Source organism: Pseudomonas sp. LBUM1652, assembly GCF_059716105.1.
Genome location: NZ_CP166804.1, coordinates 4,916,290 through 4,931,326 on the forward strand (window position 1 = coordinate 4,916,290; position 15,037 = coordinate 4,931,326).

The window sequence follows — 15,037 nt, forward strand, 5'->3', positions numbered from 1 at the left end:
GGCGAAGTCTAGGCGTTCAACCGCGGTCGCGGCCAGCCTCGCGTCATTCAAACACCTGGCGTCACACGATGTGCAATACATAGTTATGTCGTTTCCCCCCGAGAGGCTGCTAGCATCGGCCCCACTTGCATCCCGAACAGGCGAACATCAGGAAGCCCATGCTCGAGCCCACAGCACCGCCAAGGAAAGCACCGCTGGATACGCGGCATCAGGTCGAAACGCCGGAAGGCATCGACTTGCCGCTGCGACCCGCCGGGTTGATGGTGCGGGCCATCGCCTTCGCGATTGACCTGAGCATTCGCGGCGCGGTCATGGGCGTGCTGTTCATCGTCCTGGCGTTTTTCGGCAAGCTCGGCATGGGCCTCGGTTCGCTGCTGCTGTTTGCGGTCAGCTGGTGGTATATGGTGCTGTTCGAAGTGCTGCGCCAGGGACGCTCGCCGGGTAAGCAATGGATGGGCCTGCGCGTGGTACACGATGACGGCACGCCGATTGGCTGGTCGGCGTCCTTGCTGCGCAACCTGTTGCGCTTTGTCGATCTGCTGCCATTCGGTTATTTCCTCGGCACCCTCAGTTGCCTTAATCACCCGACCTTCAAGCGTCTGGGCGACATCGCCGCCGGCACGCTGGTGGTCTACAGCGAACGCCCACTAACCCGCCCGCAACTGCCCGCCGCCGAACCGCGCCGCGCGCCGATTGCCCTCAGCCTCAGCGAACAGCGCGCGCTGCTCGGATTCGCCGAGCGGCAGGCCGAACTGACACCGGCGCGGGTCAATGAACTGGCGGCGTTGCTGGCCCAGCCGCTGCATATTTCTGCGCCCAGGGCAGTCACCGAACTCAACGGCATCGCCCGCGGCTTGTTGGGTCCGACATGAAGCAAAGCCTTTTCGAAAATCGACACAAGGCCGAATGGGAGCGTTTTGCGCTGGCCCTTGAACGTCTCGAACGGGGTAAGGAAACCTCACAAGTGGCAGGCTTCCCCAAAGCGTATCGGCACCTCTGCCAACATCTGGCACTGGCGCAGGAACGCGGTTACAGCAGTTTTCTCATCGACTCGCTGCAACAACAGGTATTGCGCGGTCATCAACAGCTTTACCGGCATCGCAGTCGTTTGGGCGCCAACCTGTTGAGCTTCATCCTCGCCGACTTCCCGCGTCTGGTGCGTGCCGAATGGCGTTTCGTGCTGGCCGCCGGCCTGTTGTTTTTCGGCAGCCTGATCGGCGTCGGTGTGCTGGTCTATGTGTTTCCCGAACTGGTCTACAACCTGCTCCCCGCCGATCAGGTGCGCGAGATGCAAGGCATGTATGACCCGGTGGCCGGTCACCTCGGGCGCCCGGCCGAACGCGCGGCCAGCGAAGACTGGGTGATGTTCGGCTACTACGTGATGCACAACATCGGCATCGCCTTTCAGACCTTCGCCAGCGGTTTGCTGATGGGGGTGGGCAGTGCGTTTTTCCTGTTCTACAACGGCCTGGTCATCGGCGCCGTGGCCGGGCATCTGAGTGAAATCGGCTACGGCCAGACCTTCTGGTCATTCGTGGTCGCCCATGGTGCCTTTGAACTGACAGCCATTGCCCTGGCCGGCGCGGCAGGTCTGCAACTGGGCTGGGCGTTGATCGCACCGGGGCGCCTGACCCGTGCCGAAGCGTTGAAACGCGCCGCGCGCAAAAGCGTGCTGCTGATCTGTGGGGTCATGTTGTTCCTGCTGATCGCCGCGTTTATAGAAGCCTATTGGTCGTCGAAAACCAGCGTCGCTCCGCTCACCAAATATCTGGTCGGTGCCGCTCTGTGGATGTTAGTGGCGAGCTATTTGCTGTTCGCCGGAAGGACACGCCATGCGCCTGAGTGACGCGACCGTGGTCATCCGTCCGCGTACCACCTGGGAAGCCATGGATCTTGGTGTGCTCATGAGTCAGCAGCATCGACGCTTGTTGATGACCAGTTGGGCCATCGTCACCCTGCCGCTGTTCGCCTTGCTCAGCATATTGCTGTGGGATTCGCCGTCACTGGCGGTGTTTATTTTCTGGTGGCTGAAACCGGCCTATGAACGCCTGCCACTGTACATCCTGTCCAAAGCGCTGTTCGGCGAAACGCCGACGCTCAGACAAGCCCTGCGTGAGTGGCCGCGCCTGCTCAAACCGCAACTGCTGGCCAGCCTGACCTGGCGACGCCTGAGTTTGAGCCGCAGTTTCCTCATGCCCGTGGTGCAACTCGAAAGTCTGGATGGCGACGCCCGTCAGCAGCGTTTGCAGGTGTTGCTGCAACGCAACGCCGGCGCCGCGCAGTGGCTGACGATCATCGGCGTGCATCTGGAAACGGCGCTGTGGATTGGCCTGATGGTACTGTTCTACCTGCTGTTACCGCAACAGATCGAAACCGACTGGGACTGGCAGTCGTTGATCCTCGCGGCGGATCAGGACTGGCGCTGGCTGGAGCACCTGACCAACGCCTTTTATGCACTGGTGCTGGTGGTGTGGGAGCCGATCTACGTGGCCTGCGGTTTTAGTCTCTATCTGAATCGGCGCACACAACTGGAGGCATGGGACATTGAACTGGTGTTCCGCCGCTTGCGCCAACGCCTGAACAGCAGCGTGGTCGGCGTGCTGCTGGCGGTGTGTCTGCTGCTGCCAAATGTGCCCCAGGTCTGGGCGGCCGAATCCGTCAGCAGCCCGGATGCGCCGCGCTTGTTGAATCAGCCGCTGACCAGTCAGGCCTCACGTGACAGCGTCAAGGCCCTGCTTGAACAAGCGCCATTCAAGAACAAGGAGTCCGTCACCCGCTACCGCTTTGGCGACGACCCGGCGGCCCCGGCCAAATCCGAGAAGGACGGTGAAGCTCCGCAGTGGCTGAAGACCCTGATCGGCTGGCTCGACGGCCGCCACTTCAATACCTTGGCCACGCTGATCGAAGTGGTGTTGTGGGGCACATTGATTGCGGGACTCGGCTGGCTGGTCTGGCGCTATCGGGAGTTTCTGCAAACCTTCGTCAGCCGGCCGAAACTGCCCGCCCGCGCCAAGCGACCAACCCCGCAGCAAGCCTTCGGCCTGGATCTGAACCGCGACACCCTGCCAGACGATATCGCCGCCCACGCCGAACAACTCTGGCAGAGCCAGCCCCGCGCAGCCTTGAGTTTGCTCTATCGGGGCCTGCTCAGCCATTTGCTGCACGACTTTGCTCTGACCCTGAAAGACGCCGACACCGAAAACCAGGTGCTGGCGCGTGTCGAACAGTTGCAGCGTCCGGAATTGCTCGCCTTCAGCCGCACGCTGACCACGCACTGGCAGAGCATGGCCTACGGGCATCGGATACCGGCGGCGCATCTGCAACAGGAGTTGTGTGATGGCTGGCGCGCCCTGTTCGGCCATGGAGTCAGCCGTTGAACCGGCGCACGCTGTGGTGGATTGGCGCATTGATCGTCGCGCTGCTGGCTGCGCTGAGCATATTCCTGTACCTCAACGCCAAGCCGTATCAGGAGCAGATCGATCACGGCCCCTCACCAGCCGCGCAGGCCAATCCCTATCTGGCGGCAGAAATGTTTTTGCGCGAGCGCGGCATCAAAGTCGCCCATGCCGAAAGTCTGGCGGTGCTGCCGGACACCGATCCACGGGGCCACACATTGCTGCTGTTCAACGACCGTTCGCGAATGACGCCGCGTCAGGTCGATCAAGTGTTGAACTGGACGCGGGCCGGTGGGCGGCTGGTGTTTGTCGCCGAATCGCTCTGGGATGAGCAGGCGAAACAAAGCAACGACCTGTTGCTTGATCATGTGCAACTGCACCAATCCCTGAGCAAGGATCTGAAGGATCCACCCACCGATCAGGAACAAGACCCTTTTCCGAAATTGACCAAGCTGTATATGGAAGATGAAGACGCGCCGGCCTATGCGGGGTTCGACACCGACTTTCACCTCGATGATCCGAAAAATCTTGCCCAGGCCTGGGCCAACAGCGCCAAGGCCACGCACATGATGCAACTGCCCTACAGCCTCGGTTCGATCACCGTGGTTACCGATGCCGAGTTGTGGAAAACCCCGGCCATCGCCCAGTACGACAACGCCTGGCTGCTCTGGTATCTGAGCGCCGACACCGACGTCACGCTGATCTACAACACCGAGCACGATGGCCTGTTGACGCTACTCTGGCGCTATTTCCCACAAGCCTTCGTCGCCCTGCTTGCACTGATTGGCCTGTGGTTGTGGCAAGCCGGCGTACGCCACGGCCCGCTTCAGGCGCCCGCCTCGACTGGCCGTCGGCAGTTGCAGGAACACCTGCGTGCCAGTGCCGATTTCATGCTCCGGCACAACGGACAGCAGTCGCTATTGCAGGCGTTGCAACAGGACGTATTGCGTCGTGCCCGGCGACGGCATCCCGGTTTTGATCAATTGAACGTCGCCGAACAATGGCTGGCGCTGTCGCGCCTGACACGGCAACCCACCCGTGCCATCAGCCAGGCCTTGAGCCCGGTGCCGAACCGGCGGATGTCCAGCGCCGACTTCTGCCGCCAGGTCGCCCACCTGCAAACCTTGAGGAACACGCTATGACTGAACAGATCGAGCCCGGCAGCGCCAGCCACGCCGCCCAGCAACGCCAGCGTGCCAGTCAACTGGCGCAAGCGGTGCGTGGCGAATTGCAGAAAGCCGTGATCGGCCAGAACGCGGTGATCGACGACGTGCTCACTGCACTCATCGCCGGCGGCCACGTGTTGCTTGAAGGCGTTCCCGGACTTGGTAAAACCCTGTTGGTACGCGCATTGGCGCGGTGCTTCGGCGGCGAGTTCGCACGCATTCAGTTCACCCCGGACCTGATGCCCAGCGACGTCACCGGCCACGCGGTCTACGACCTTCAGACAGAGCAGTTCAAGCTGCGCAAAGGCCCGTTGTTCACCCATCTGTTGCTGGCCGACGAGATCAACCGCGCCCCGGCGAAAACTCAGGCCGCGCTGCTCGAAGCCATGCAGGAACGCCAGGTCACCCTTGAAGGCCGCGCACTGCCAATCGCTCAGCCGTTCATGGTGTTGGCCACGCAGAACCCGATCGAACAGGAAGGCACTTATCCATTGCCGGAAGCTGAACTAGACCGCTTCATGCTCAAGGTGCGCATGGACTACCCGGACGCGGATCAGGAATTGAACATGGTGCGACAGGTCAGCCGTTCGACCCGCGCCGACATGCTCGATGTGCAACCACTGCGCACCGTGCTGCAAGCCAAGGATGTGCAAGCCTTGCAGCGCATTGCCAGTGATTTGCCGCTGGACGATCAGGTGCTCGACTACGCCGTGCGTCTGGCGCGCAGCACGCGCACCTGGCCAGGCCTGATCCTCGGTGCCGGGCCGCGCGCCTCGATCGCACTGGTGCGTTGTGCCCGCGCAAGGGCGTTGTTGCGCGGCGGCGAGTTCGTGATCCCGGATGACATCAAGGGCTGCGCACTGGCCGTGCTGCGCCATCGCGTACGCATTGCCCCGGAGCTGGACATCGAAGGCCTGCAAGTCGATCAGGTGCTGCAGCAACTCCTCGACCAGATCCCGGCGCCGCGCCTGTGAAACCCGCACGCCTGCTGCTGATCTGGCTGGCCATGCTGCTGGTCATCGGCATGGTGCTGGGCACTTTGCGGGCACTGGAGGTCGACATCCCGGCCAGCGTGCTATCGATCAACTGGGGATTGCTGCTGGCATTGTTGGCGCTGGCAATGCTCGACGCGCTGCGCCTCAAGCGCCTGCCGGCACTGCGGATCAAACGGCAGATGCCCGGCAGCCTTGCGCTCGGGCGTTGGGGAGACGTGCAGCTTGAGGTTGAGCATGACTTTGCCGAACCCCTGAACATTCAGATCTTCGACCATGTCCCCGATGGGCTGAGCTTTGAAAACCTGCCACTCAGCGTCGCGTTGCGGCCCGGTCAAACCAGCCAGATCGGTTATCGCCTGCGGCCACTCAAACGCGGTCATTTCAGCGTCGATGTGTGCGAAGTCAACCTGCCAAGTCCGCTGGGTCTATGGTCAGGCAAACGCCTGTTGCAGGTTAGCGATAGCACCCGCGTTTACCCCGACTTTGCCCGGCTATACGGCGGTCAGTTGCTGGCGGTGGACAACTGGCTCAGCCAACTCGGCGTGCGCCAGAGACAACGTCGCGGCCAGGGTCTGGAGTTCCATCAACTGCGCGAATTCCGTGAAGGCGACAGCCTGCGCCAGATCGACTGGAAAGCCACGGCACGCCAGCGCACGCCGATTGCCCGTGAGTATCAGGACGAACGCGATCAGCAGATTATCTTCCTGCTCGACTGCGGCCGGCGCATGCGCAGCCAGGACGATGAACTGTCGCACTTCGATCACGCACTCAACGCCTGTCTGCTGCTCAGTTACATCGCCTTGCGCCAGGGTGATGCCGTTGGCTTGATGACTTTTGCCTGCGATCAACCTCGCTATCTCGCGCCGGTCAAAGGCACCGGCCAACTGAACGCGCTGCTCAACAGTGTCTACGACCTCGACAGCAGCCAGCGCCCCGCCGATTACCAGGCAGCCGCCAATCAGCTGTTGGCCCGGCAAAAGCGCCGGGCGCTGGTGGTGCTGGTCAGCAACCTGCGCGATGAGGACGATGAAGAACTGCTCGGCGCCGTCAAACGCTTGAGCACGCAACACCGAGTACTGGTGGCGAGTTTGCGTGAGGAAACACTCGATACGCTGCGTAATACGCCGGTGCAAACATTGCCTGAGGCACTGGCCTACTGCGGGGCGGTGAGCTATCTGAATGAACGGGCAGAACTCCATGAGCGGTTGAGTGCTCACGGAGTTCCGGTGGTGGATGTTCGGCCTGCGGAGTTGGGGGCCGAACTGGTGACGCGGTATCTCAGTTGGAAACGAAGTGCCGCGCTTTAAACTGTCGATCAGCTCACGACCGTGACATACACGGCACCACTGTCCGAGGTGCCATCTGGGTTGTCGAGCTTGACGGCGAGGGAAACGTTATCCGTTATAGCCATCGGTCTCCAATGGCTCTGATATCGCCCCTTGTGATCGGTAGTGGTTTCGAAGAATGGTGCTCCATTATTTGAGACCTGGATCTTTCTGTCAGGCATCGGCTCTCGAGACTCCTTACCCACGATCAATGCAGTCATGGTTACATAGGTCTGCAAGGGAACCGGATTGGGCGAAGCGACAACGGAGGCCACTGCCGCTGGACGTTCAATGACGGTCAACCACAGCGTTTTCACATCCCAGCCAGCCAAACCGCCCTTTACCGACGCCCACAAAGCAGCCTCACCCGATGACCCGAAGGTAAAACTACACGTTGCCTTGCCATCGGCATCCGTCAGTGTTGCCGGTATCGATGTGTTGTCGTGCTCCCACATCACCTCGACATCTGCCATAGGCTCCCCGGTATTTGCCGAAACAACCCATGCCTGTGCGGTCATTTGCTGGCCGGGATAGCCGCCGGGCTCATCAATGACCAACGCGCTGATCTGCCGAGGCTCGCTCAGAAAATACGCCATCGAAACCGAATCCGAATACAGCTCATCCCCCACCGTTGCCGTCAGTGCAAACGCCCCGGGTGTGGTCGGTACAAAGGCTATTTTCGCCACGCCGTAAAAATTGGTGGTCGACGTCACGACACCCAGATCAGGACTGCGCCACGTCACCGTCACCCCGACCATCGGCTTGCCGCTGACCACCGAGATGACGGTGATCTGTTCCGACACAACCTCCCTCCACAGCAGCGTCTTGTTGATCCGCTGGCGCTCGGCGATTTTCACCACCTGCGAGCCTTGACCTACCGAAAATGCGTTGACCGGTGACAGGCGCGCCAGCCGAGAGGACGAGAGGCCCAGGCCAAAGCTTCCATCCTTGAGATCGCCTACCCTGAATTGGTAGGTCAATCCTGCTTCGCTGAAATACCTGGGTTCGCCAAGCCTGGGTTCTTCAAAGCGTATGCCCAGTTCCGTTGGCCCGGTGTCCATCATGCCCAGCGTCAGATACTTGCCAAACAAGGCACTGCCCTGCGGGGCTTTCACGTCAAGCCTGTGTTCCCCATTGCGTCGCGGGAAGAACGTCTGTGTTCCCAATGACTGTTCCACTTGCCCATCAAAATTGAGTGTCACCTCTTCCCACGGATCACTCGCCAGCGCATTGACCGTCATCGAACGGGATTCTTCGAAGCCGTCATACGGACTGATCACCCGGGCCTCGACAGTTTTGCCCCCTCCCGTGGCGGGCACAAAGGGGAAGCCACTCCAACCGTCAGCAGCGGTTTTGTGCTCTTGGTTTTTTTCATCCACGGTCCAGTTCACCGGTACCTGATCCACGGCAAGGTCTGTGAAATGAGACACCAGCTGCACCCACATCCACGCGGGATCCTGCCCGACAACCGGATCCACCGCTGACTCGTGCGACGCCTCGATCCTGAATTTGTTGTGACCCATCTTCATCTGGTTGGCATCGACTCGACCCAAAGGCGTCTGGAAAAGGAGGGAAAAATCAGCCGGTGCCGGAGCGCTTGAACAATCGAGTGTCCAGGTTGCGCCACCATCCTCCAGCCACTGCTCAGTTATCAAAGCAGGCTCGATCGTGATACCCAGCTTGTCCGGTGTGTCGCCACTCACCCACAACGGAGCGATATTCAACCCCACCAAAGGACTCAACGCGTGAGGCCTCAGGGTGTAGCGGTGCCTGGCCCCTAGACATGGGTAGAGTTGCTGCCCCCTCGTCGTGGTCATCTGATCCAGTACCACGGACAATTCATCCTGAAAATCACGCTTCATCAGGCGCCCGAAAAATTCTCGATCTTCAAGCCCTGCACAAGTCAATCTCATCTCAAACATGCTGCTGATGCTGCCCGTAAGATCAGACTCCAGTGTCCAGCTCAGGCCGCCCTCGGCGGGCAAAGTCTTGGGTGTTCCGATGTCACTCGCCACCAGGCCGATACCCGGCTCGCTACCCCGCCACTCGAGCGTAATGTTTTGGCCAATCAATGAGCTGCCGGGTAACGCCTCGACTTGCAAGGTGTGTGTCTCCCCTCGGTAACACACGACTCCCTTGATATGGGGGATGGATAGGTTATCCACCTTGATCTCCACCTTGTCTTTCCAGGAACTGGTCGCAATCGCTTTCACATCGAATTTGCGCTCAATGCCCACCGCACCTTCGTAGGCCTTGACGCTGGCGGTGACGACCTGCTCGCCGACCTGTCTTGGCACGAAAGACAGACTCGCCCAGCCACCGGTGCCGGTGCGGGTCGAAAACGGGCCATCGAGGGTGTCCCAGTCGACCCGAGCGTCGATGACACCCTCGCCGTCGCCGCTTGCTGTGACATGCACCACTTGCAGGCGCAACACCACAATTTCCCTATCCGCCACCACCGGATACTTGTTGGCCTCGCGCACGTCGGCAATCCGCACGATGTTGCGCGCCAGCGACATGATTTTTTCGGGAGCCGGCAATTTGAGCATTGAGCAAACCAGTGACAGTTTGAACCGGCCGTCCAGCCGATCCTCGCAGGTCAGCGTCCAGCCCATGTCGGGTGTTTCAACAAGCACCGGGGACCCGACGGGCGGTTCGACAACCACACCGAGTTGCTCATGCCCATCGCCGCTCCAGCGCAACGCCATCGTGGTGTTCAGCAAAGGACTGTCGGCGGGCAGGCGTACCTGCAATTCATGAGTCGAGCCCCGGTTCGGGTACCCGGGGGTGTCCCAGTCTGTCGGTGCTCCGCCAATGATTTCCTTCAGGTCGCTCCACGGATCCGTGGCCAGGACCTTCACCTCAAACGGCATGCTGACTTCGCCTTCGGTGTAGTAAGGACTGGCAACCGTTGCGGTGACAACAACATCACCCGCCGCCTCCGGCTGGTAATAGAACTCGGCCCAGCCTTGCTCATTGGTAACCGAAGCGGCTTTGACGCCTTGCCCTGCAACCGACCAGTTCACCGTTTGGTCTGCAATCGCCTGGCTGGTGTAATACGACACCACACGCACACCCAGCCATACGCCCTGGTCTTCATACTCAAGCACCGGATAATGACTGGCTTGCTGCTCATCACGAAATGCCAGACGGTGATGTCCCAGTGAAATCGGGATAGTGAAAGGTTCGGCGGCGTACCGGTTGCGCAAGGTCAACGCAAACTCATAGCGCTCCTCATCCCCCACCCACGGGCAATCGAGCAGCCATTCGGATTCCAGCGATTGATCGACACCCCAATCAGGTGTCGCGATGATTGCTTCCCGAGGGTTGCCGACGCTGCTCAACGAAGCCTCGGTGTTTTCCCAGGCATTTCCCGGCTCAGGCAAGAACGTCAACCGATGTGGAGTGCCAAGGATCGTCGTTCCCAGGCACAGGTGTAACGCAGCGCCTGGCGCCAGAGTCTGATCATCGAGGCGCATCTCTTGCAGCCTCAATGGTTCCAGATGCAATTGGAGGTCAATGCGGGTGATACAGACAGACGAACGGGTATCTAAAGGGTTGGCCGCGACACCACTGACCTGAACACTCAGCTCCTCCCCACTATCAAACGCCAACTCATCCAGTGACGCTCTATAGGCAATCGGCAGGAACTCCAACGGCTGCCCTGCCGCCAGCCGGGCTTGATCCTGTTCAAGGTTGCGTGAATCCCCTTTCCTGAGCTCGATGCTCAATAGCACGTCGTCGCCCTTAAGGATGCGCAACCAGCCGGAATCGCCTGACCAAGACACTCCGGGCCGCAGTTCGCAGAGGAACGACAATTCGTACCGGGCATTGGCGTCGGGTTTTTTAGGGATCGCAAAGGCCTGTGTGGCCAAGCTTCCAACCCCGACATCCATAAAATTGGTGAGCCAGCCCTCATACATTTCCGCTGCCAAACCTACTTGGCCTTTTCGAGTCCACTCGTTCAGCCGGTCATTGAAATCGCCATTACGCACCAGACTTTCATTCGCTTGGATGACTGGATCATTCATGACTGCGTGCCCCTTTGAACGGTTTGTCCAGCCTGGCGTTTTCAGCCTCGGTGACCAGATCCATGACTTTTTGGATGAAGGTCTGCTCACCAGCCTTGGCGGTGTAGCGGATGCGCACAATGATGTCGGTCAACGAGGCGAGCATTGCTGCCTGCGGCTGTTTTTCCGGCCACGGGCACTTCAGTTGCCAACTGGAGATCGCACCGGTGTTCTCAAACGGATTAAGCATCCCCTCATCGGGCTTCATGGCGCTCAGGCCGTTGTCGGCAACCCCGAGCGACAACGCTATTTGCTGAGCGCTACGCAGATTGATCACCACATCCGATGGCGCGACCCCGATCGGATTGTGCAAGTACTGCACCGACTGCGTGGTCGATCGGGTTGCCGTCATACTGCTGATCTGGAGCAAGGTCGCGCGGACATCTTCGAAGGGTCCGGTCAGTACCGGCAGATCGACTTCCACCGAACTGATCTGCCGGCAGAAGTGGCCCGGATGATCACGATCAAACAGCAACTGGGTCAGCTTGAACTCCAGCACGCCAGTATCTTTCAATTGCTCCAAGGCATCCGCCCAGTCGGCAACCCCCACCTGGCGCTCAACTTCGTCACTGAACAAGTGCCGCAAGGAGATGGTTTTGACCAGTTCCAGCCGTCGCTCCTGACGTTGCAGGTGTTCACGTTCCAGACGCAGCAGATGCCCACGCAACTGCTCACCGGCGGTCAGACCATGGCGGTGGTCCAGCCAGACCTGGGGCAAGGGGATCTGCGCATCGTAATCGCCGGTTTCGGCAGCCAGTGAAGCCTGGGCGCTGAGGCACAGGCTGATCACCGCATCGTAGGCCTGATAATGCAGCGCCTTGAGCTGACCGAGCATCCAGCCGAACAACTCGGCGTTGCTGGCGCGTTTTTTCAGGTAGTTGTAAACCGTCAATGCCTGAGCGTTGCCCCTGAGGGTTTGCTCAAGGTTGGATCGGGCAGCGGTGACTGAATGGGTTTGCGCTACGATCTGCGCATCGATGGCCCGCACCTCCGCCAGTGCCTGGTCGCGTTGCAGGCCCCATTCGCCACGGCGGCGACGGTAACCTTCGGTAGTGGCCTGACTATCGGCGTCGATCTGCAATAGCGAAGAGGCAACCTCCAGGCCGAAAGCGACTGCATCGAATGCATTTTCGGGCTTGAAACCACCATTGGACATACCATAGATTTTTGGCAATGCCGCAATGACCCCGCCTGCGGTTTTGACGACTTTGGCCTGCAAGGTGAATGTTTTCGACTGTTTCAGGCTTGCCATGACCTGATACTCAATCGCCGAGACGTTGTCGTTGTAGCGCGCTGCGTAAGCATCGGCCCGTTCCTGCGCCACTGCCCGGCTATGCTGCAGCGCCGTCACGCTGGCCTCCAACTGAGCGATGGACTGTTCCTGCACCGTCTCGGCGTAGCTGCCCAACTCCACCAGATGGTTTTGCTGCAACTCTTCCTGCTCGGCGCGATCGCGTCTTTCAAGCAAATTCAGCACCTGACTGCCGTAATCCTGCAACGCCTGCACCGCGCGCAGCGCGACTTCGAACGTCACGCGCCAGCGGAACGCATTGACCACCAGCCGCCCGCCCATCGGTCTAGGCCCGGCCACGCCACCGGACGCCAGGTCACGCAACAATTGATTAGGATCAGTGGCGGGGCTGAACAGGGGGATATCCAGCGGTTTGCCATCAATGGTCTGGTTGTTGCGCAGGCCATACATCCGTCGATGGGGGGCTTCGAACAGGTCGAGCAACGACTGATTGATCGGAATTTCAAAAGGCCCGCACGCCAACAGGCCGAGCATGGGCGGGGTATCCGAGGCGAGCGGAAAATCCGCCAGGCTGAAATTCAGCGTCTGCTCAAAAGCTTCGAGCCTGGGCCGCGAAGCGCTCTGATTCAAGAGGCTTTCGACTGTATTGGTTTGCCAACGGGTTGCCGTGCTGGCGGAGGGCGCCTCGCCCATCAGAAACCCGGCCTGGACGTAGCACAACTTGGCCGCCACCAGACTGTCACGGGTCAGTTGCCGGTAATACCAGTCACCCCAGGCCATCAGGTTTTTCACATAATCGGTGAACACCAGAATCTGGAAGTGCGCGGGGGCGGCGTAGCCAATGGCATCCGGGTCTGTGGGGTCTTGCGTTTCGCAACCCGGCTCGCCTTGAACGGTGTCCAAAGGGCGGCAGCGCCAATACCTCGGTTTCGGATTGGCAGTGGGTGGATCTGTGACAGGATCGGCAGGTGCCTGAGGATCGAACAGGTAATGCAGCCAGTTTTGTGCTTCACGGAAGCGCTCTTCATCGCGCAAGCGCGTGGCCATCAAATGCGGCAGATGAAAAAACAGTTCCCAGAAAAACAGGCCGTTGGCCCCGTTGAACGCACCGTTGGGTTCATCAAACACCACACCGGTGGGCGGTGGCTCCGGCAAGAACTGGGTTTCCCAGTCCAGTACGGCATCCACGGAAATATTCGAGCGCTGCACCAGTTCCGGCCCAAACAATGAGTTGAGCCGGGTGAACTTCAATGCAAGTCCGGTCTGGTTGAAGGAAAGAAACTGCGCGGCATCAACGGTATTTTTGTGCAGGGTCGGCGGGGTGAAGTCCATGAGGTCGACAATCGTCAGGTCGAACAACACTTCTCCCCCCGCCCAATTGGGAAAACCTAATGAGAACGTGGTCGGGTTCGGCCATGATCCTTTGGCTCGACTGCTTATCCACGGCGCCGTGACCCAGCCGCCCGCCTCATCAACATCCTGGACTATCGGGCTTGGGTCCCCGCCTGCCTGGTTTATCCCCAACGTCATTTTTTGCAAGGCACTGTCACGTCCCGTGGGCCGGCAAAAACCCTGCACCATCAGTAGATCGCTTTCATCCACCCGCAGAGCCATGACCTGCACATCCAGATACGGCGTCATGACGCCCGGTACCTGCACCCGTGGAACAACCGTCACCTGACTGCTCAGCGGGTGCTGAACCGTTTCGTTGCTGACGAATCGGTGTTGCAGCGCCAAATCCAGCCAGCCCCCGCCGTCGCCGCTGATGGGGCGCATCAGTACGTCATATACGGCGTAAACCCTCAGATCATCAGGTTCAGACCCTGCCGGTACGAACTTGCCCGACATCAAAACACCCAGCTTGCCCTTGGGATCCAGATAGTCGGTGCGCACGCTCGCAATCAACCGCGTGTCCGGCAAAAGCGCACGGTCATACTCCGAACTGTGCAGGTTCAACGGTGCCGACCATTGGCCGTTCTGCGCCATGAACGCCAGATTGATTTCAAGTTTGTTCGGGGTGTATTCGCCCGCTTCTTTGCTGGCGACCTTGTCACGCCATTCGGCCCAGACCAGACACAACCGGCCATTCCACACCACCGGGCGAATATCCAGCACGCGGTTGCCGGACGGAATCTCCACGGCTTGCCACTCACTCCAGGCGGCCGGATTGACTGCAACGGTGGAGGCGCCTAGTTCAATTTCGGCCTTGCGCCAGAAATACTGGAACGGCTGCACACGTTGACGCCCGACAAAGTAATAATCGGCGCGGGCAGGCGTTGTGCCCTCCATGTAGCAACTGATCACGTCCAGATCGCAGGTCTTTTCGAAGTCCTGCAAATAGTCCTGCAGGGCAGCCTGAACGGAATCGTTGTTCAAACGCGCCTGGTTGAGGTTGTTTTCCAGGTTTTTGAACAGACTGGTCTTGCGCAGACGCACAAAGGGATTGATGAAGTTTTCCGGGTAGCACGAAATCATCTGCACCGCCGCCCAGTCTGGGTAGTTGTTGCAAAGCTCCCACTCCTCCAGATGCCGCTTGTCGAACCGCTGTGTTTCAAAGCCTGGCTCAAGCTTGCGATACACCGCATGAATGTACTGCTGCGCACAACTTGTTGCTTCGGCCACCCAGGAGCTCTGCACCTGATAGGTGTCCAGCGGATCCATGCGCAGCAGTTCGAACAAATCGGTCGGCGTTTTCACAAAAGGGTATTTCGCATTGCCAACCTGGCCGATGCAGTATTCGAGCAGCGCCGAACGGCGCTTTTCCAGCAGCCCGCCAATATTACTCAGTGCCATGATTCAGCTCCTTGGGGTAGAACCCGGGGACAAACGTTCGC

Annotated in this window: 8 protein-coding genes; 6 read left to right on the top strand and 2 right to left on the bottom strand. The window is 59.8% G+C overall.

What is annotated here, in order from left to right; genetic code table 11:
• The first annotated feature begins 158 nt into the window (after positions 1-158).
• From ACA069_RS22225 to ACA069_RS22250, 6 genes are read left to right on the top strand one after another with little or no spacing between them, the layout of a single operon-like run.
• Positions 159-872 carry an RDD family protein gene (locus ACA069_RS22225; protein ID WP_497615217.1) on the top strand — a complete coding sequence of 238 codons (714 nt, stop codon included), beginning with the start codon at positions 159-161 and terminating at the stop codon, positions 870-872.
• Entirely contained in the window at positions 869-1,846 is a 978-nt protein-coding gene (locus ACA069_RS22230) for a stage II sporulation protein M (protein ID WP_187678098.1), read from the top strand. Before ACA069_RS22225 ends, ACA069_RS22230 begins: the two co-directional genes overlap by 4 nt.
• Positions 1,833-3,377 carry a DUF4129 domain-containing protein gene (locus ACA069_RS22235; protein ID WP_497615218.1) on the top strand — a complete coding sequence of 515 codons (1,545 nt, stop codon included), beginning with the start codon at positions 1,833-1,835 and terminating at the stop codon, positions 3,375-3,377. Before ACA069_RS22230 ends, ACA069_RS22235 begins: the two co-directional genes overlap by 14 nt.
• Positions 3,374-4,537, top strand: coding sequence for a DUF4350 domain-containing protein (locus ACA069_RS22240; protein WP_497615219.1), 1,164 nt, complete (start codon positions 3,374-3,376; stop codon positions 4,535-4,537). Before ACA069_RS22235 ends, ACA069_RS22240 begins: the two co-directional genes overlap by 4 nt.
• Positions 4,534-5,535, top strand: a complete 1,002-nt coding sequence (locus ACA069_RS22245; RefSeq protein ID WP_497615220.1) for an AAA family ATPase — start codon at positions 4,534-4,536, stop codon at positions 5,533-5,535. The genes ACA069_RS22240 and ACA069_RS22245 overlap by 4 nt, the downstream gene beginning before the upstream one ends.
• Complete coding sequence (locus ACA069_RS22250; RefSeq protein WP_401268673.1) at positions 5,532-6,863, top strand: DUF58 domain-containing protein; 1,332 nt, start codon at positions 5,532-5,534, stop codon at positions 6,861-6,863. The genes ACA069_RS22245 and ACA069_RS22250 overlap by 4 nt, the downstream gene beginning before the upstream one ends.
• An 8-nt stretch (positions 6,864-6,871) precedes the next feature.
• Here ACA069_RS22250 and ACA069_RS22255 read toward each other — a convergent pair whose 3' ends face one another.
• Both ACA069_RS22255 and ACA069_RS22260 read right to left on the bottom strand, forming a co-directional pair.
• Positions 6,872-10,912, bottom strand: a complete 4,041-nt coding sequence (locus tag ACA069_RS22255) for an Ig-like domain-containing protein (protein ID WP_497615221.1) — start codon at positions 10,910-10,912, stop codon at positions 6,872-6,874.
• Positions 10,905-14,996, bottom strand: a complete 4,092-nt coding sequence (locus tag ACA069_RS22260; RefSeq protein ID WP_497615222.1) for a Tc toxin subunit A-related protein — start codon at positions 14,994-14,996, stop codon at positions 10,905-10,907. The genes ACA069_RS22255 and ACA069_RS22260 overlap by 8 nt, the downstream gene beginning before the upstream one ends.
• Positions 14,997-15,037 lie beyond the last annotated feature (41 nt).

Coding starts and splice junctions, on each gene's coding strand:
- ACA069_RS22225 (WP_497615217.1), top strand. CDS start 159: ATGCTCGAGCCCACAGCACCGCCAAGGAAAGCACCGCTGGATACGCGG.
- ACA069_RS22260 (WP_497615222.1), bottom strand. CDS start 14,996: ATGGCACTGAGTAATATTGGCGGGCTGCTGGAAAAGCGCCGTTCGGCG.
- ACA069_RS22235 (WP_497615218.1), top strand. CDS start 1,833: ATGCGCCTGAGTGACGCGACCGTGGTCATCCGTCCGCGTACCACCTGG.
- ACA069_RS22230 (WP_187678098.1), top strand. CDS start 869: ATGAAGCAAAGCCTTTTCGAAAATCGACACAAGGCCGAATGGGAGCGT.
- ACA069_RS22255 (WP_497615221.1), bottom strand. CDS start 10,912: ATGAATGATCCAGTCATCCAAGCGAATGAAAGTCTGGTGCGTAATGGC.
- ACA069_RS22245 (WP_497615220.1), top strand. CDS start 4,534: ATGACTGAACAGATCGAGCCCGGCAGCGCCAGCCACGCCGCCCAGCAA.